This is a genomic window from Geodermatophilus sp. SYSU D00766 (assembly GCF_054049915.1).
The window spans coordinates 1-17,280 of sequence record NZ_JBJGYI010000040.1 but is presented as its reverse complement, the minus strand read 5'-3'; the positions used below and the strand labels follow the sequence as shown (position 1 = coordinate 17,280).

At 72.9% G+C, this 17,280-nt stretch carries 17 protein-coding genes; 6 read left to right on the top strand and 11 right to left on the bottom strand.

The window, feature by feature from the left end; genetic code table 11:
- Positions 1–202: 202 nt before the first annotated feature.
- Complete coding sequence (locus ACI8AD_RS21150; protein WP_456872501.1) at positions 203–1,600, top strand: amino acid permease; 1,398 nt, start codon at positions 203–205, stop codon at positions 1,598–1,600.
- A gap of 111 nt (positions 1,601–1,711) precedes the next feature.
- Positions 1,712–2,071 (top strand): hypothetical protein, encoded by a 360-nt coding sequence (locus ACI8AD_RS21145; protein ID WP_456872500.1) that lies wholly within the window; start codon positions 1,712–1,714, stop codon positions 2,069–2,071.
- Positions 2,072–2,140: 69 nt separating this feature from the next.
- On the opposite strand, the gene ACI8AD_RS21140 is transcribed toward ACI8AD_RS21145, so the two are convergent.
- From ACI8AD_RS21140 to ACI8AD_RS21120, 5 genes are all read right to left on the bottom strand, one after another.
- A complete protein-coding gene (locus tag ACI8AD_RS21140) occupies positions 2,141–2,773 on the bottom strand; it encodes a hypothetical protein (RefSeq protein ID WP_456872499.1) in 633 nt (210 codons plus the stop codon).
- Positions 2,774–2,782: 9 nt separating this feature from the next.
- Positions 2,783–3,667 (bottom strand): alpha/beta fold hydrolase, encoded by an 885-nt coding sequence (locus ACI8AD_RS21135; protein ID WP_456872498.1) that lies wholly within the window; start codon positions 3,665–3,667, stop codon positions 2,783–2,785.
- 69 nt (positions 3,668–3,736) lie between these two features.
- Positions 3,737–5,188: a family 14 glycosylhydrolase gene (locus tag ACI8AD_RS21130; RefSeq protein ID WP_456872497.1), complete on the bottom strand. Its 1,452-nt coding sequence runs from the start codon at positions 5,186–5,188 to the stop codon at positions 3,737–3,739.
- 101 nt (positions 5,189–5,289) lie between these two features.
- The gene (gene helR / locus ACI8AD_RS21125; RefSeq protein ID WP_456872496.1) at positions 5,290–7,509 is read right to left on the bottom strand and encodes an RNA polymerase recycling motor ATPase HelR; all 2,220 of its coding nucleotides are present in this window, start codon (positions 7,507–7,509) and stop codon (positions 5,290–5,292) included.
- Between the two features lie 124 nt (positions 7,510–7,633).
- Entirely contained in the window at positions 7,634–8,290 is a 657-nt protein-coding gene (locus tag ACI8AD_RS21120) for a CGNR zinc finger domain-containing protein (protein WP_456872495.1), read from the bottom strand.
- 67 nt (positions 8,291–8,357) lie between these two features.
- On the opposite strand from ACI8AD_RS21120, the gene ACI8AD_RS21115 reads away from it, so the two are divergent.
- Entirely contained in the window at positions 8,358–8,873 is a 516-nt protein-coding gene (locus tag ACI8AD_RS21115; RefSeq protein WP_456872494.1) for a GNAT family N-acetyltransferase, read from the top strand.
- Here ACI8AD_RS21115 and ACI8AD_RS21110 read toward each other — a convergent pair.
- From ACI8AD_RS21110 to ACI8AD_RS21095, 4 genes are all read right to left on the bottom strand, one after another.
- Positions 8,849–9,433: a dihydrofolate reductase family protein gene (locus ACI8AD_RS21110; protein ID WP_456872493.1), complete on the bottom strand. Its 585-nt coding sequence runs from the start codon at positions 9,431–9,433 to the stop codon at positions 8,849–8,851. The genes ACI8AD_RS21115 and ACI8AD_RS21110 overlap by 25 nt on opposite strands.
- Positions 9,434–9,523: 90 nt before the next feature.
- Entirely contained in the window at positions 9,524–10,057 is a 534-nt protein-coding gene (locus ACI8AD_RS21105) for a class F sortase (protein WP_456872492.1), read from the bottom strand.
- 352 nt (positions 10,058–10,409) lie between these two features.
- On the bottom strand, positions 10,410–10,868 hold the full coding sequence (locus tag ACI8AD_RS21100; RefSeq protein WP_456872491.1) for a hypothetical protein: 459 nt from the start codon (positions 10,866–10,868) through the stop codon (positions 10,410–10,412).
- 222 nt (positions 10,869–11,090) lie between these two features.
- Positions 11,091–11,654, bottom strand: coding sequence for a dihydrofolate reductase family protein (locus ACI8AD_RS21095; RefSeq protein ID WP_456872490.1), 564 nt, complete (start codon positions 11,652–11,654; stop codon positions 11,091–11,093).
- A gap of 355 nt (positions 11,655–12,009) precedes the next feature.
- On the opposite strand from ACI8AD_RS21095, the gene ACI8AD_RS21090 reads away from it, so the two are divergent.
- Together ACI8AD_RS21090 and ACI8AD_RS21085 are read left to right on the top strand one after the other, a co-directional pair.
- On the top strand, positions 12,010–12,297 hold the full coding sequence (locus ACI8AD_RS21090; protein WP_456872489.1) for a type II toxin-antitoxin system Phd/YefM family antitoxin: 288 nt from the start codon (positions 12,010–12,012) through the stop codon (positions 12,295–12,297).
- Positions 12,294–12,560, top strand: coding sequence for a type II toxin-antitoxin system RelE family toxin (locus ACI8AD_RS21085; RefSeq protein WP_456872488.1), 267 nt, complete (start codon positions 12,294–12,296; stop codon positions 12,558–12,560). The genes ACI8AD_RS21090 and ACI8AD_RS21085 overlap by 4 nt, the downstream gene beginning before the upstream one ends.
- Positions 12,561–12,921: 361 nt before the next feature.
- Here ACI8AD_RS21085 and ACI8AD_RS21080 read toward each other — a convergent pair whose 3' ends face one another.
- Both ACI8AD_RS21080 and ACI8AD_RS21075 read right to left on the bottom strand, forming a co-directional pair.
- Positions 12,922–14,784 (bottom strand): TerD family protein, encoded by a 1,863-nt coding sequence (locus ACI8AD_RS21080; RefSeq protein ID WP_456872487.1) that lies wholly within the window; start codon positions 14,782–14,784, stop codon positions 12,922–12,924.
- A gap of 314 nt (positions 14,785–15,098) precedes the next feature.
- Positions 15,099–16,331 (bottom strand): IS110 family RNA-guided transposase, encoded by a 1,233-nt coding sequence (locus tag ACI8AD_RS21075; protein ID WP_456872486.1) that lies wholly within the window; start codon positions 16,329–16,331, stop codon positions 15,099–15,101.
- 516 nt (positions 16,332–16,847) lie between these two features.
- Between ACI8AD_RS21075 and ACI8AD_RS21070 the strand changes: the two genes are divergently transcribed.
- On the top strand, positions 16,848–17,195 hold the full coding sequence (locus ACI8AD_RS21070; RefSeq protein ID WP_456872485.1) for a hypothetical protein: 348 nt from the start codon (positions 16,848–16,850) through the stop codon (positions 17,193–17,195).
- Positions 17,196–17,280: the final 85 nt, after the last annotated feature.

Below are 17,280 nucleotides of genomic sequence, written 5' to 3'. Positions count from 1 at the left end.
GCTGGTCCACGGCGCGGCACCCGCGCGCGGACGGCCCGCGCCCGGTCCCTCGTTTTGCGCACCGCCCGGGAGTGTGGGGAACCTGGGCGGCCACCTGCGTCACCCGCGCGCCCGGGACCCGGCGACGACGAGGAGCCCCATGAGCACTCCGGCCAGGCAGTCCACGAGTCGGTCGGTCTGGCGGCGCATGCCGGTGGACCGCATGGAGGAGATCGAGGCGGAGGGCGGCGGCGGGGCGCTCGCGAAGAGCCTGGGCCTGTGGCAGCTGACCGCGATCGGCGTCGGCGGCATCATCGGCGTCGGGATCTTCTCCCTCGCCGGGCTGGTGGCCCACGGCGACGCCGACAACCCCGGCGTCGGCCCGGCGGTGCTCGTCGCCTTCCTGATCGCCGGACTGGCGTCCGCGGCGGCCGCGCTGTCGTACGCGGAGTTCGCCGGCATGATCCCGCGGGCCGGATCGGCCTACACCTACGGGTACGTGGCCCTCGGCGAGCTCATCGGGTGGTTCATCGGCTGGGACCTGCTGCTGGAGTACATCGCCATCGTCGCGGTCGTGGCGATCGGCATCTCCGGCTACCTGGAGGCGCTGCTCGACGGCCTCGGGCTCAGCCTGCCGACGGCGGTGACCGCGTCGGCCGAGGAGGGCGGCGTCGTCAACGTCCCCGCCGTCCTGATCTGCCTGCTCGTCACGTTCATCCTCAGCCGCGGCACGCGGGCCTTCGGCCGGTTCGAGCTCATCGCCGTCGGGATCAAGATCCTGCTGATCCTGTTCATCATCGGGCTGGGCGTGTTCTACATCGACGTCGGCAACTACGACCCGTTCATGCCCTCGGGCTTCGGCCCGGTGCTCACCGGCGCGGCCACCGTGTTCTTCGCGGTGTTCGGCTACGACGCGATGAGCACCGCCGCCGAGGAGGCCGAGGACGGCAAGAAGCACATGCCCAAGGCGATCATCCTGTCCCTGGTGATCGCGATGCTGCTCTACGTGGCCGCCACCCTGGTGCTCACCGGCATGCAGGACTACCGGGACATCGATCCCACCGCCGGGTTCGCCTCGGCGTTCGAGGGCGTGGGCCTGCCGGTGATCGCCAGCATCATCTCCGTGTTCGCCGTGCTGTCGATCATGACCGTGATGCTCACGTTCCTGCTCGGTGTCACCCGCGTCTGGTTCTCCATGAGCCGCGACGGGCTGCTGCCGCGGTGGTTCGCGCGGGTCGACCGCAGCGGCACCCCGCAGCGGGTGACCTGGATCGCCGGGATCGCGGCGGCCGTGCTCGCCGGCGTCTTCCCCATCCGTGCCGTGGCGGACCTGACCAACATCGGCATCCTGTCCGCGTTCGTCGTCGTGTGCGTGGCCGTGATCGTCTTCCGCTACACCCGGCCCGACGCCCCCCGCACGTTCCGGCTGCCGCTCATGCCGCTGGTGCCGGCGTTCGGGGTGGTGGCCTCGGTGTTCCTCATCGCCCAGCTGCACTGGGAGACGTGGCTGCGCTTCGGGGTCTGGCTGCTGATCGGCCTGGTCATCTACGTCGGCTACGGCCGCCGGCACTCGCTGCTGGACCCCGACAGCCCGCACCACCGGCGGCAGGCCGACGTCTGAGGCGGCCCGGGCCGCCCCTCCCCACGCGGGGACCGCTTGTCCGCCCCCGCGGACGTGCCCATCATCGGACCGCGGGGTCGCGCCCCGTACCCGGTGCTGAGGGGAGGACCGATGCGCGCTCGTCGAACGGCACGGCTGGGACTGGTGGTCGGCGTGGCCTCGGTCGCCGTGCTCGGGACCGCACCACCCGCCTCCGCCGAGCCGGCGGAGGTCCTCCGGCCGGAGTGCGGCTGGGCGCCGGACCCGGAGAGCGGGGAGACGGAGAGCATCCCGGGTACGGGCATCACCCAACCGATCACCGCTGACACCTGCGTGGTGGTGCTCACCCCGTCCGGCCAGGTGCGCTACGTGATCCAGGGCCAGGCCCCGGCCGGGTACTCCGCCGAGCGGACCCTCGTGCTCCGCGGTGCATCGAGCACCCTCGTCGTGACGCCGTCGGGCCGGATCACCGAGCGCGGCACCCTCGGCTGACGTCACCACGACGCGGGTCCGCGTCCGGAGTGCGGCCTCCGGGAGTCGGACCCGGGCCGGGCGCCGACCTCAGCGGCGCAGCGCCTGGCTCTCCCGGTAGGACAGGTCGCGCACGGCGCGGAAGAGCGCGACCGGCTGCAGGTCGTCGGCGCCCAGGGTCGGGACGAACCGGAGCTCCTCGGACGCCGGGGCGGGCACCGCCGGGCCGAGCCGCAGGTGTCCCCACCGGGTCCAGCCGCCGGCCAGCGTGGCGGCGAGCAGCTCCCACCCCTGCCCGCTGCCGTCGTCGCGCGCCCCGAGCAGGACCAGCCGGCCGCTCCCGGTGCGGTAGGGCAGCACGGAGGAGAAGGTGCGCCCCAGGGGCTGGGGCAGGAAGAGGTGCCGCAGCACCGGCGGGCCGCCGGCGGTGTTGACCAGCACGTCGAGCGGGCCGCCGCCCCTCCCCTGCCCGTCGAAGCGGACGGCGAGGCCGATGACGTCGGGCAGCGGCTCGGGCAGCCCGGCCCCGCGGGAGAGGCGGACGACGACGTCGTGGCGGGCCGCCTCGTCGAGCAGCCGCGCGCCCCAGGTGCCGCCGCCGTCGGTCTCGACGGTGCCGGTGGAGGCCTGCCCCCGGGGGTGGAAGACCCGTGCGCCGCGCACTGCGGTCCCCAGCGCGAGAGCGGAGGCGGTGACGGCACGGGGCAGGGCGAGCAGGTCCATGCCCCGCGGCTACCCGGCGGGGCCGGGGGTGACCCCCTCGGGTCCCTCCTGTGGCGCGTCGAACAGCGCGAGGAGCATGGGCACCAGCCAGTCGAGGCGGTCCAGCACGCCGCTGCCCGGGGGCATGAAGTGGGTGGTCCCCGGCAGGATCGCCAGCCGCGCCCGCGGGAGGCCGGACAGGTCGCCCATCGCGCCCCCGCCGAGGAGGCGGAAGAGCTCGACGACGTGCTCGAGGCGGATCGCGTCGGCGTCCCCGGCGACGAGGAGGGTCGGCGCGGTGATGCGCCCGACGTCCTCGGCCGGCCAGTCGAAGGGAGTCTCGTCCAGGGTCTTGAGCTTCTCGACCAGGACCGGGAAGTGCCCGGGGTCGGGGGCGACGGCTCGGTAGGTGGCCTCCATCGGCGACCCGGCGAACACCTCCGGGGTGATGCCCGGGATCATCGCGAGCAGTTCCGGCTGCATGCCGGCGCTCGCGTGCGACGCCGAGACGACGGCGAGCGTGCGGACGACCTCCGGGTGGCGGATCGCCACCTGCAGGGCGGCCGCCCCGCCCATGCTGAAACCCATGACGTCGGCGCGCTCGATGCCCAGGTGCGCCAGCAGGCCCGCGGCGTCGTCGGCGAGCCCCTCGTAGGTGATCGGCCGGTCGACGTCGGCGGTGCGGCCGTGCGCCTGCAGGTCCGGCACGACGACGCGACGGGTGGCCGCCAGCGCCGACACCAGCGGCCCGAGATCGCCGGTGGTCATGTACGCGCCGTGCAGCAGCAGGACCGGACTGGTGTCGGGGTCCGGGTCGGCGTCCTGGTCGGGGCCGTGGACCTCGTGGTAGATCCGCAGCCCGTTGACCGGCGCGTACCCGGTCCTCGGTCCGCGGGCGTGCGCGGTCCCGGTCACGTCGCTCCCCTCGGTCCCGGGCGGGGCCGGGGCGTCCGCGGCGACGCGGACGCCCCGACCTCGCAGCCGTCAGCGGTTGGGGCTGTACTTCTGGATGAACTGGGCGTACCGGGTGGCCCCGGTCCCCCCGGCCACGTCGTTCATCCGCAGCACGGTGAGGCCGAGGTAGCCCCACCCGTCGAAGGCCTCGTTGATGTTGTCCCAGCCGCCGTCCCAGGTGACCCCGCCGCTGAGCGCGTTCTCGCCCTTGAGCTCGACGCCGACGCGGAACGCGTAGTCACCGATCCACTGGACCAGGGTCTGGGCCAGCGAGTACTGCGGCGGGTAGTCCTGGTCGTCCATCTCCAGCGCGGTGAAGTGCATGACCACCTCGCGCGGGCCGCCGTCGAAGCGGTTGGCCAGCTCGATGATCCGCGCGTAGCCGTGGCCGGTCGCCCACGAGTTCTCGTCGACGCTGGTCTGGATCAGCCCGGTGGTCACCTCGGTCGCCCGCGGGTGCAGCGGGTTGGTCATCGTCCAGTGGATGCCCGGGACCTTGTAGCCGATGTCCGCCTGCGGGAACTCGTTCCCCAGCGTGCGGATGACCGTGGTCAGCACCCGCTCGCCGTGGTCGACGAGCGAGCCGTTGTACCAGTCGACGAAGTCGCGGCCGTACTGCGTGTCGGAGTAGGCCTTGCTGGTGAAGAACGTCTCGGCGTCGGCCGGCGGGGCGATCTGGTCCACCGACCGCAGGTCCGTGCCCCAGGCGCGGTTGACCGCCCGCAGCGACCCGTACTGCTTGACCATCGACTTCTGGAAGTCGCGGATCGCCAGCGGGGAGTACGACTGCAGCGCGCCGCGGGTCGGGTAGCCGGTGCCGACGTCGTGGCTGTTGTAGGAGGGGTAGCGCAGCTCACCGGACGGGCCGAGGGAGACGTTGATCTCCACGACCTCGTCGGCGTAGACGTCGCCGTAGCGCTGCTGGAACGCCCGGGTGAAGTCCCGGTACTCGTTCATGACGACCTGGTCGGCCCAGCCCTGCACGGTCTCGGGGCTGTAGTTGCCCTGCTCGCTCCTGTGCTGCAGGCCGTTGGGGCCGAGCTTGATGCCCTGGTAGCTGCGGCCCTCGTACTTCGGCCACAGCCACGACGGCAGCAGGCTGGTGTAGTCGTCGCCGACGTTCCCGCCGCACTGGTGGAAGGACAGGATCGGCGCGAGGTCGAGACCCTTCGACGTGATGACGTCGAAGACCCGGTCGTAGTAGGTCCAGTCGAACTGGTTGTCGCCGGCGGCCTCGACGTCGCCCCACCAGACGTCGACGCTGACGGCGTCCACGCCGTAGGCGGCGACGGCCTCCAGGTCGGACTCGAAGTCCGCCCAGTCGGTCACCTTCAGCGGCGCCATGACGTTGGCGGTGAACTCCGGGTTGTCCAGGGCGACGGGCCCCGGCGGCACGGGACCGTCCGCGGGCGCGGCCTGGGCGGTCCCGGCGCCGGCGACGACCAGTCCGAGGGCGGCGAGCATCACTGTGGTTCGTCTCACGGCCCGGCATGCTGCCAGCCGGTCACGGTCCGGTCACAGGGGGGTTTCCGGTCGTTGTCGTCCCCCCGGCGTGTCCCGCCACGACGCGCCCGGCGCCCCGCTCAGCCGCCGGTGAGGACGACGAGCTGCTGGGTCGCGCGGGTCACCGCGACGTAGCGGTCGACCGCCCCCTCGACGCCGTCGCCGAAGCGGTCGGGGTCGACGAGGACGACCAGGTCGAACTCCAGCCCCTTGGCCAGCACCGGCGTCAGCGACCGGACCCGCGGCGTCGGCGCGAACGTCGGGTCCCCGATGACGCAGGCGGTCCCCTCGCCGTGCGCGGCGAGCCAGGCGTCGAGGAGCGGCCGCAGCCGTGCGACCGGGCCGTGGACGACGGGGACGCCGGTGCTGCGGACGGAGGTGGGCACGTTGGCGTCGGGCAGCGCGGCCCGGATGACCGGCTCGGCCTCGGCCATGACCTCCACCGGCGTCCGGTAGTTGACGGTCAGCGAGGCGGTGCGGACCCGGTCGAGGCCGACCCGCCGCAGCCGCTCCTCCCACGACTCGGGGAAGCCGTGCCGGGCCTGGGCGCGGTCGCCGACGACGGTGAAGCTGCCGGACGGGCAGCGGAGCAGCAGCATCTGCCACTCGGCATCGGTCAGCTCCTGCGCCTCGTCGACGACGACGTGCGCGAACGGTCCGGCCAGCAGGTCCGGGTCGGCGGAGGGCGCCGCGGCGTCGTCGACCAGGGCTCCCCGCAGGTCCTGGCCGCGGAGCATGGACATCACCTTCATGTCCGAGTCGTCCGTGGCGATCAGGTCGGCCATCACGTCGGCCATGCGCAGCCGGTCGGCGGCGACCGCGGCCTCCTGTCGCCGGCGGCGCCGGGAGGTCTCCGGGTCGCCGAGGCGCTGCCGGGCGGCGTCGAGCAGCGGCAGGTCGGCGAGCGTCCAGGCGTGCGGGTCCGCGCGCTGCAGGACCGCGACCTCGCCGGCGGTGAGCCACGGCGCGCACCGGCGGAGGTAGGCGGGCACCGACCACAGGTCCCCGACCAGGTCGGTCGCCTCCAGCAGCGGCCAGGCCCGGCCGAAGGCGCGCACCAGCTCCCGGTTCGCGGCCAGGGCCCGCCGGTACGCGGCGTCCGGGTCCTCCGGAGCCAGCCCGTAGGCGTCGAACTCCTCCTCGGCTCCGTCGTCGTCCTCGCCGTCGTCCTCGCCGAGCTCCTCCCTGACCTTGTCCACCAGGATGCGCAGCAGGGCGTCCCAGACCTGGTCGCGGGCCTCGTTGTGCGGCGCCCCGGGGTCGCGGGCGTCGAACGCCTCGACCCAGTCGTCCGCGTCCAGCGCGACGGTGGCCCAGGGCGTCACCACCTCCGTGCCGTCCGTCGGTGGTTGTTCGTACAGCCGGACCGCCGGCTCGATGGCCCGCACCATGCGGGCGTCGGCCTTGAGGCGGGCCACCACCGGGTCGGTCTCGGGGCCCGCGCTGGCGCCCTGGGGGACCAGGCCCGGCACGGTGCAGGTCTGCACGCCCTCCTCCCCCAGGCTCGGCAGGACGTCCGAGACGTAGGCGAGGTACGGCTCGCTCGGTCCCACGAAGAGCACGCGGCCGCGGTGGGCACCGAGGTGCGGATCGGAGTAGAGCAGGTAGGCGGTGCGGTGCAGGGCGACCACGGTCTTGCCCGTCCCCGGACCGCCGTCGACGACGAGGGCGCCGGCCGACCCGGCGCGGATGATCGCGTCCTGGTCGGCCTGGATGGTGCCGAGCACGTCGCGCATGTGGGCCGAGCGGGTGCTGCCCAGGCTGGCGATGAACGCCGACTGGTCGTCGAGCGCGGCGTGCCCCTCCAGCCCGTCCGGGGTGAACACCTCGTCCCAGTAGTCGGTGATCCTGCCGCGGGTCCAGCGGTAGCGGCGGCGGCTGGCCAGCCCCATCGGGTCGGCGTGGGTGGCGCCGAAGAAGGGCTCGGCGGCCGGGGAGCGCCAGTCGACCAGCAGGCGGCGGCCGGCGCCGTCGGTGAGGCCGAGCCGTCCGACGTACACCGGCTCGGAGCCGTCGGTCCGGACGATGCGGCCGAGGCAGAGGTCGAGGCCGAAGCGGCGCAGGGTGCGCAGCCGGGCGGTCAGCCGGTGGACCTCCAGGTCCCGGTCGAGGGCGGCCTGGCCGTGCCCGCCGGGTGCCCGGCGCTCGGCGTCGAGCCGGGCGGACAGGTCGGCGACGGTGCGCTCGAGGCTCTCGGCGACGTCGGCGAAGAAGGCCTCGTCGTCGGCGATCAGCGCCGGGTCGGCTTTGGCGGAGAGGTGGTCGGGCAGGTCGAAAGCGGTGGTGGTCAGGCGACGCACGTGGGGACTCCCGTCCGGACTCGACCCCGTCACGCCGCTCCGCACGCGGACGTTCTCGCAGGTCAGGGCCTCGGCCGGCGAGTGTGCGCCCCGACCCGGGTCTTGCCGCAAGCCCCCGGGTGCGCTATAGCTTGGAGGTGAGGGGAGGCGGTGTCCCCGCCTCCGGAGCCACCGGCGCGCCGTCCGCGGCCGGAGTCCGCCGGCGGGCCCGGTGCCGCGAGACGCGGGCCCGGTTCGCGCACAGGCCGCTCACGCAGTACGTCCGGTTGCCGTTCTTCGTGGCGTCCACGAACAGCCAGCCGCAGGCCCGGCCGGGACTGCCCGGGCAGGCGCGCAACCGCGCCGCCCCCTCCCCGGTGAGCAGCTCGACGGCGGACCGCGCGACCGGGCCGAGCACGGCCTCCAGCGGCGGGCCCAGGTGCTCGTGGTCGAGGACGAGCCGCCCGGGCACCGCCCCGGCGCGCAGTCGCGGCCGGCTCGCGGAGAGACGGTCGTCGACCGCCGCCAGGTCCGCCTCGTCCGGGTCGGCGGACCGCGCCACCGCCTCCAGGACGCGGTAGAGACACTCCCGGAAGGCCACGGCGGCCCGGAAGGCGGCGTCGGCCTGCCGGGGGTCGCGGGCGGCCAGGTCGGCCGACCGCCCGAGCACCGCCTCCCCGACCACGTGCTCGCGCGCCGCCCACGCGAGCAGGTCGGCGTGGTCGCGGAGGCTGTCGTCGGCCGCGCTCCACCGCAGGTCGACGGTGTTCACGAACCGGAGGGCGACCTCACCGGCCTGCATGGTCCCGACGCTAGCAGGGTAATGCCCGATCCGTCTTTCGAGCGTTACGCGACGGAGGGGCACCACGATGACGTCCAGGACGACGGCCCGGCTGCTCCTGCGGCCGCTGACCCCCGACGACCTGCCGGACCTGCACCGCGGCGTCTGGAGCGACCCCGCGGTCACCTGGGACGGGGTGGCGCGGACGCCGGACCAGTCGCGGGACCGGCTGCGCGAGGCGGTCGAGCACTGGCAGCGGCACGGCTTCGGGATGTGGGCGGCGGTCCGCCGCGACACCGGGGAGGTGTGCGGGTTCGGCGGGCTGCAGCGGCTCGAGGGCGGCGAGGAGGTCGAGGTCGGCTACTACCTGTCCCGCCGCTGCTGGGGGCTCGGGTTCGGCACGGAGATCGCCCGGGAGGCGCTCCGGCACGGCTTCGAGGACCTGCACCTCGACCGGGTCGTCGCCGTCGTCCGCCCGGGGAACGACGCGTCCCGCCGGGTGCTGGCCAAGGCCGGGATGCGCCCCGACCACGGGGCCCGGCACTACGGGGCCGAGGTCGAGGTCTGGGTGGCGCGGCCTCAGCCGTGCAGCGTGGGCCGGTAGACGAGCTCCAGGGTGCGGCCGTCGAGCGTGCGGCTCTCCAGCAGCTCGAGGTCGAAGTCGGCCGCGCCGGCGAAGACCGGGTCCGTCCCGGTGCGGCCGGAGATCACCGGGAAGACGGTCACCTGCACGCGGTCGACCAGCCCGGCGGCCATCAGCGAACGGTTCATCGACAGGCTGCCGTGCGAGCGCAGCGGCACGTCCGACTCCTCCTTGAGCCGGGCGACGACGTCGACGGCGTCCCCGCTCACCAGGGTCGCGTCCGGCCAGTCGAGCGGACCCTCGAGCGTCGAGGAGACCACCGTCGTCGGCAGGGTCCGCATCCGGGTGTTCAGCGGGTCCTTCGCCGCGGACTCCTCGGTGAGCGGGTCCAGCAGCGCCACGAACTCCCGGTAGGTGTTGCCTCCGAGGACCAGCCGCTGCTCCTGCCGGTACTGCGCGAGGCGGTGGTCGAGGAACTCGGGGCCCTGCTTGCCCCAGAAGCCGCCCCAGTCGCCGCCCTCGCCGTAGGAGCCGAAGCCGTCGAGGGTGCAGAGGACGTCGAAGGTGTAGACGGCGGTCACGGCTGTCTCCTCGGGCGCCGGCGGTCGGTGTCGGGGTGCAGACCGGCGACCCCGGCCCGACTCATCGCGCACAGCCCGCTGCGCGCACTGTCAGCCGACGGCCGCGAGGCTGGCGAACACGATGACGTTGTCCCGGTAGTCGCCCGTGTCCTCGTCGAACGTCCCGCCGCAGGTGATCAGGCGCAGGCCGGCGTGGTCGATGTCGCCGTAGACCTCCTCGGTCGGGAAGTCGTCCTTGGGGTGCTCCTCGACGCGGTCGACCCGGAAGGTGGCGACGCTGCCGTCGGCTCGGTCGACGACGACGGTGTCCCCGCGGCGCAGCTCCCGCAGCCCGGAGAAGGCCCCCGGCTCGCCGTCCCAGTCGACGTGACCGGCGAGGACCGCGGGCCCGAGCTGGCCGGGCGTGGGACTGCCGTCGTACCAACCGACCGGATAGGCACCCGGCGGGACCTCCATGGAGCCGTCCCGCTCCAGGCCGAGTTCCATGATCCGGGACGTCACCCCCAGGGCCGGGATCTGGACCCGCCGGGGAGTGCTGGCCGGCAGCTGTCCTGCGCTGGCCGCAGGACTGATCGCCTCGGCAGCAGGCGCGGAGGAGGTCGCGGTCGCGGTCGGGGCGTCCACGGCGAGGGGGACGTCGAGTCGGACGGGGTCGCTCGCGTCCTGGGGCAGGACGACGATCGCAGCGACACCCGCGGCCGCGAGCACCGCGGAGGTGCCCGCCCAGGCCCGGGCCGCGCGGGGCCGGGCGGTCCGGACCGTGCGGCCACGGGGCCGTCCGTAGCGGGTGACCCTAGGCGGCCGGGCGAGGAGAGCCTGCAGCTCGGCGTCGGAGGTCGACGTCCCCGCGACCGGTGGCGGAGGCGGTGGCGGAGGCGGAGGCGGGTACGCCGCGACGATGCGCACCGCGCCACCCGCCCCGGCCACCGTGTGGCCGGGGCGGGTGTCGGGTGCGCGGTGCCGCACGTCGCGGAGGTCAGACGGTCGCGCGGGAGCTGCGCCGGGCAGCGAAGGCAGCCCCACCGGCCGCGGTCAGGGCGACGCCGCCCAGGACGTAGGGCAGGGCGCTGGCCTCGTCGGACGCGCTGCCGTCGCCGGCGGCAACGGCGCCCGCCGGGCGGGTCGCGACCTGAGCGCCACCGGTCGCGCCACCGGTCGCGGCGCCCGTCGTCGCGCCCGTCGTGGCACCGGTCGTGGCACCGGTCGTGGTGCTCGTCCCCCTCGACGGGAGGCTCTCGCAGGCGCGGCCATCGTTGTCGTCCCCGTCGAGGCCATTGGGGTCACTCGGGTCCTGGTCGTAGACGGCCTGGGCGTCCTCCTGGTACTGGAAGTCCTCCAGGCAGTTCAGGTCGGCGGCCTGGGCCGTGCCGGCGAAGCCGAAGGACAGGGCCGCGGTGAACAGGACACCAGCGGCGGCGGTGGTGGTACGACGCATGATCGAGACTCCAAGAGCTGTGGGGCGAGGTGGCTGCCACCCTCACACGGCGAAACCGTTCCGATACGGCGTGTTCTGGAAGCACGTGTGCCAGTGATTGGCTCGAGGTCCGGCGACTCTCGCCAGGCGCGGACACGCCAGTCCCAGGCGTCCCAGGAGCAGCACCACATCGCTTCGTGCCCTCGGGTGGCCGGAGCCCGGGCCGACTCGAGGTGGGCGTGCTCAGCGCCTGGTCTCGTACCTCGTCAGGAGCACGCCGTCGGGGAACGTCCGGGTCTCCACGAGGCTCAGGTCCACCCAGTTGTCCAGGGCCGTGAAGAACGGTCTGCCGCCGCCCACCAGGACCGGGTGGGTGACGAGCACGTACTCGTCCACCAGCCCGGCCCGCATGGCCGCCGCGGCGAGGGTGGCGCCGCCTATGTCCATCGGGCCGCCGTCCTCGGCCTTGAGCCGGGTGATCTCCGTGACCGCGTCGCCGGTGACCAGGCGGGCGTTCCCGTCGACCGCGCTGATCGTCGACGAGAACACCACCTTCGGCATGTCCCGCCAGCGGTGGGCGAACTGGACCTGCGCCGGTGTGACACCCGGCTGCTGGTCGGCGGTCGGCCAGTGGGAGCTCATCGCCTCCCACAGTCGGCGTCCGTACAGCGCCGTGCCCGTCGCCCCCACCCGGTCGGACCAGAACTGGAACAGCTCGTCGCTCGGCACGCTCCAGCCGAGGTCGTCGCCGGGCGCGGCGGTGTAGCCGTCCAGGCTCACGTTCATGCCGAAGGTCAGTCGCCGCACGCTGCCAGCCTCCCGTGAGTCGGCCTCCCGCGGTACGGACCGGCACGGCGCGGACGACTCATCGGTCGGGCTGCACCGAGACCCGACTCGCCCACGCGCACGCCGCCGCCTTGGTGCGCAGGGTCAGCGGCGGGCGACGGACGAGTCGGCCTGCACGCCGGGGACTGATCTGGGCCTTTCGGATGACGACGGAGGAGGTTGGACACCGCCACTGAGCAGGCCTCATGGAGCTGGAACAGGTCAGCAGGGATCGGCGGAACTCGGGCGTTCCGACAACTGATCGAGGACAGCTCACCCAGGATCCAGTTGGTGACAAATCTCGTTCCGCCACACCGATCGCCTAGGATCCTGGTCTGTGACCACGCTGCCGCTGTCCGAGGTCAAGGCGCGCCTGTCCGAGATCGCCGAAGAGGTGGCGGCGACGCACGAGCGCGTCCAGATCACGAAGAACGGACGTGCCTACGTGGTGCTGCTGGCCGCCGAGGATCTCGAGTCCATCGAGGCGACACTGGAGCTGCTCAGCGACCCGGAGGCCCGGTCGCGCATCGCTCGCGCCGAGGAAGAGATCGAGCGAGGTGACGTCCTTGACGAAGCGCAGGTTCGCGCACTGCTCGCCGCCCGGCGGTCCGGATCGACCGAGTGAGCTTCCGGGTCGTCGTGACCCGGACAGCAGCACGGCAGCTCGCCGAACGCCTACCGGAGTCAGCGGCGACAGCCTGCGTCGAGTTCCTCTTCGGTCCGCTGGCGGACGACCCGCACCGCGTCGGTGCACCGCTGCGTGCACCGTTCGCCGGCCAGCGGCGCGCGCGACGGGGCGAGTACCGCGTCCGCTACCGCGTCGATGAGAACGCCCACGTCGTCTACGTGCTCGACATCGACCACCGTCGGGACGCCTACCGTGGCTGAGCCGGACAGCTGAGCCCCCGCCTGCGCGAGAGCGCAGATCAGGGGCGGGCGACGGACGAGTCGGCCTGTACGCCGGGGACGGATCCCGGGATGTCGATCATCGACGACTGATGGTGAAAACGTGGTCTGAGCTGCGCAGACACCATGTGGCCCGGATGGGCGCAATGGGCCGTTTGCGGACGTTCTGCGGACTCTGTGCGGACTCTGTGCGGACTGGCGCGCCGATGATTGACAGGTCATGCCGACTGACGGTGACTGATCCGGCCCGTCGGGAGCACAGACGGAGCTAGCCACCGATGTGCGTCCGGACGGCCCACCCGTCACCCGGCTCAGGTCGATGCAGGGACAGGACGACCCTGGCTCAGCCCTGCTCGTCGATGTCGACGCCGTGGCGGATGGCCAGCTCAGCCAGGGCGTCGGGATAACCCTGGCCGACGGCGCGCCAGCGCCAGGTGCCGTGGCGCTGGTAGAGGGTGCCGAGGATGAGGCTGCGCTCGTCGGTGGCGGCGTCGAGCGTGGCGCGGGCGGCGGAAGCGCCGTGCTCGTCGCGCAGGATCAGCTCGACGGGGCCGACGTCGCCGAAGGTGGCAATGCCGTCGATCGCAGCGGCGAGGAGGACTCGCCGCTGGGTCGGCGGCAGCCGGTCCGGCCGCAGCGTGCAGATCGCCTCGCCGGCGATCCCGGTGGCGAGAGCGACGGCGCCAGTCGGGTGCTCGGGAGCGTTGTAGAAGACGAAGTCCTCATCCACGGCGACCTGCTCGTCGGGGTCGACGACGAAGGCGACGACGTCGATGTCGAACCGGTCGGCTGCGTGACGGCCCGGGGTCGCCCAGCGCACCTCCGCCAGCCAGTCCGAGTCGGCCGGGAGATCCATGACCTCCCCGCGCACGAGGATCCGCGGTGCCGGCGCCGTGACCCTGGCCGGTGGGGTGGCCGGCGGCTCGGGTACCGGCAGCACCACGACGCGCTCATCCGGCTGCTGCGGCCACGAGCAGGGGGTGAGGGTGGCGGCGTCGAGCGGCCGGGCGCCGAGCACCTGCGCCCGGCCGGTCCGCGGGTCCGGCTCGAGGCCGGGGACGAGCACGACATCGGTGACCGAACTGGTGAGGTTGACCGCGACGCTGGCCCCAGCGGCGAGGACCCGTTCCCGGACCGCGGCCGCCGTGTCGTGCGCGCCGCCCAGCACCAGCACACGACGACCGCTCAGCGGTCCGCCCGGCTCGGGCGTGCGCGGCGCCGGCGCTGCGGCGCGGGCGTTGACGGTCACGGTCTCCCTGGCCTCAGCGATCTCGCCGGCCTTGGGCTGCCCGGGGGCGACCGCGGTCAGCATGGTCAGGAGTTCCGGCTCGGTGATGATCGGTGTGCCGTGCTGGCGGGCCCGGGCGGCCTTGCCGGTCTGCTCATCGGCGCGGTTGCACACCAGGACGTGGGTGCGGCCGCTGACGGTGTTCATGACGTCGAGCCCGGCTTCGGTGCAGCGGCGGGTCAGGATCTCCCGCGGGGTGCTCGTCGATCCGGTGATGACCACCTTCATGCCCTGCACCAGCGGGGTGCCGGCGGCCCAGCGGCCAGGGGTCCGCCACGGGCACGGGGTGCGGGGCGCCTTGGCCGGGAACGGTGCGGGCGCGGTGTCGGTGCAGGCCGCCAGCGGCAGGTCGAGGTCCAGCTGCGCGGCCCAAACCAGGGAGTGCCGCAGGATCTCCACCAGGACCCGGACGTCGTCCTCGGCGTCGTGGGCCCGGATCGCCTGTACGCCCCAGTAGTCGGCGACCGAGCCGAGCTTGAAGTCGGTGACGGGCAGGTCCAGCCGGCGGGTGAGCGCCAGGGTGCACAGCCGCTCCTCCACCGGCAGTCGCCGACCGGCGCGCCGGGATTCCGCGGCGAGGAAGCGGTGGTCGAAGGAGGCGTTGTGTGCCACCACGATGCGCCCCTCGACCAAGCGGGACACGTCGTCGGCCACGTCGGGGAACTGCGGTGCTCCTCGCAGCTTCGCCCGAGTTAGCCCGTGGATGTGGGTGGGGCCGGGGTCGCAGCCCGGGTCCAGTAGCGTCGCCCAGCTCGACTCGACCGCCCCGTCGGCGGCCATCTGAGTGACCGCGACCTGCAGCACCCGGTCAGCGGTAGCGCTCAGGCCTGAGGTCTCCACGTCCACGACGGCGTAGCCGTACGGATAGCGGTGTGCGACCTCGGCCGGCAGGACCGCTGAGGACAGGACCCCCGTCATGGCCCGCAAGGTAGTTCCGGTCAGTGATCGTTTCGTTGACCCCTGAGGCGTGTCGGACCCCCACGAAGAAGTACGTGCACCTTCCAGTCCCGCCACCGCCGGGACGCATCGGCCGGCCCAGGCACCTATCCGAGCCAATTCGCGTCGAGTGAGCCCACATTCGCCTGGCTCGGCCACCGCCAACGGCCTCCCCTACCCCGGCGCCCGACACTGGAGCATCGCCATGATCAAGAGGGACACAGACCCGTGAATAGGTGAGTTGCAGGCGCGCGTCAGCGCCCCGGGCGGAGCCCGGGGTGTTCTTGCCCTGCAGGTCAAGCGGCCGGATCGAGGACCACGGTGTGCCCGAGTTTCTCCAGTTGGGCGACCAGTCGGCGGGTGTGTGCCTCGGTGGTGCGCCGGGCGAGCCAGTCGGGACCGAGGTCTTGGTAGGGCTCGTCACGCAGCAGCATGTAGTAGGCCGGGACCAGGATCGAGTGGGCGACGGCGACCTGCGCCCGACCCATGCCGCGCCGGGCGGTGAGCCGGGCGTGCTGGGCCGAGAGGTAATTGGTGCCCTTCATCCGGCCGACCGAGCCGGCGGCCTCGACCAGCATGTGGCTGAGCCACTTGTTGCCATGCCGCAGCCCCGCCGGGGTGCGCTTGCCGGCTGACTCGTGGATCGCCGGCGCGACTCCGGCCCAGACGGCCAGGTGCGCCGCGGAGGGAAAGCGGGACATGTCCGCGCCGGTGTCGGCGACGATCACCTGAGCGACCTTCTCCCCGACTCCGGGAATGGTCTGCAGCAATTCCAGCTGGTGTGCCCACGGGGCAAAGGCGTCGGCGAGCACCGCGTCGAGTTCGGCCAGCGCGGCCTCCACCGCCTCCAGCCGGCTCAGGATGGAGCGCGCCAGCCGCGCATGGCCGGCGTCGAAGTGTCCGGTCAGCGCCTCGGTCAGCGCCGGGATCTTGACCCGCATCCGGCCCCGGGCCAGCTCCGCCAGCGCCCGCGGATCCCGCTCGCCGTCGATGAGGGCGGCCAGCATCGCCCGCGCGGAGACCGTGGTCAGGCTGGAGGCCACCACCGATAGCTTGATGCTGGCGTCTTCCAGCAGCAGCTCCAGGCGCATCGCCTCCCGGGTGCGGTCGCCCATCAGCTGCTCGCGATAGCGGGTCAGCATCCGTAACCGGCGAATGTCTGCCGGCGGCACGAACGAGGGGCGCAGCAGCCCGTGCTCGAGCAGCTGGGCGATCCACTCGGCGTCTTTGACGTCGGTCTTGCGCCCGGGGACGGCCTTCATGTGCGCGGCGTTGAGCAGCCAGACCTCCATCACCTCCTCCAGGCAGTAGAACGGCGCCTTCCAGTAGGTCGAGGTCGACTCCATCGCCGCGATCGTCACGCCCTCGGCTCTGAGCCAGTCGCGCATGACCACCAGCGACCGGGTGGTGGTCTTGAACGTCCGCGTCTGACTCATCCGGCGCCCGCGCGGCCCGGGTGCGCGCACGCAGACGCACAGCGACTCCTTGCCGATGTCGAGCCCGGCGACCCGCTCGAACAAGACCTCCACCCCGATCACCTCCCGACGACGGCGGATGGACACCGCCCGGAGGGACCTCTGCCAGGACACAGACCCACGTGCTCGTAGCAACAATCAAGGGCACCCGAGGACCCCGCGCCATACACCTCAACGGGCTCGCCCGCGCCAGTGTGTAACGACGTCGCCGGACGGCCCTCGCATTCTCATCCCCAAGCGCGGCGATTCAAGATCGCCATGGGTTACACCTCTTGCATTCAGGTCTGGCAACTCGTTGGACGGGTTTCGCATCGCCGACGGGGCGCTGCAGCGATTTGACTTGACAGCCAGTCGACTCGAGGCCTTCGCGGAGTCTGGATCTTGCAACACGACGTCAGGCTGGAGGCAGCGTGACGTCCTATAGCGGCCCACTGGGGACACCAGCGCCAGTGTTCCGACTTCGGCTGCGGAGTCTTCCTGCACCTTCGGAAAGCCAGGCTTGGCCACCGCGACTGTTGGGCGTCATGGGTGACCATCCGGAGTGGCCGTTCGCCTGCCGATGACTCACCCGTGCGAAAGACCCTCATCATGATCATCGCGGCGGTGGCGCTCACCGCCGGCTGCGGAGGCGGGGACGCCGCTGAGGCAACCGCTCAGGCCACCCAGTCCAGCACGAGCGCTGCAGCGTCCGACTCCGCGCCCGTCGCCGCACCCTCGACTACCGCGCAGGCCATGGACGCGGAGACCGCACTGGCCGAATTGAAGGATGCGGGGCTGCCCATCACTGACAGCGCGGTGATCACCGAGACCAACGACGCGAACAACCTCATTGGGCGGCCGGGGCAGTACGTGTCCAAGGTGGCGTTCGCCGACAGTCGCCTAGGGAGTGTCTGGCGGATCTTGCCGCCGTGGGTGTAGAGCGGTCGGATGCAGGACCGGCATGACCTGACTGATGAGCAGTGGGCGGTGCTCGAGCCGCTGCTGCCCGATCGCACTCCGCGAC

What these genes read in the sequence shown, in the direction of transcription:
- ACI8AD_RS21150 (WP_456872501.1), top strand. Translation starts at nt 203, where the DNA reads ATGGAGGAGATCGAGGCGGAGGGCGGCGGCGGGGCGCTCGCGAAGAGC.
- ACI8AD_RS21145 (WP_456872500.1), top strand. Translation starts at nt 1,712, where the DNA reads ATGCGCGCTCGTCGAACGGCACGGCTGGGACTGGTGGTCGGCGTGGCC.
- ACI8AD_RS21140 (WP_456872499.1), bottom strand. Translation starts at nt 2,773, where the DNA reads ATGGACCTGCTCGCCCTGCCCCGTGCCGTCACCGCCTCCGCTCTCGCG.
- ACI8AD_RS21120 (WP_456872495.1), bottom strand. Translation starts at nt 8,290, where the DNA reads ATGCAGGCCGGTGAGGTCGCCCTCCGGTTCGTGAACACCGTCGACCTG.
- ACI8AD_RS21115 (WP_456872494.1), top strand. Translation starts at nt 8,358, where the DNA reads ATGACGTCCAGGACGACGGCCCGGCTGCTCCTGCGGCCGCTGACCCCC.
- ACI8AD_RS21100 (WP_456872491.1), bottom strand. Translation starts at nt 10,868, where the DNA reads ATGCGTCGTACCACCACCGCCGCCGCTGGTGTCCTGTTCACCGCGGCC.
- ACI8AD_RS21080 (WP_456872487.1), bottom strand. Translation starts at nt 14,784, where the DNA reads ATGACGGGGGTCCTGTCCTCAGCGGTCCTGCCGGCCGAGGTCGCACAC.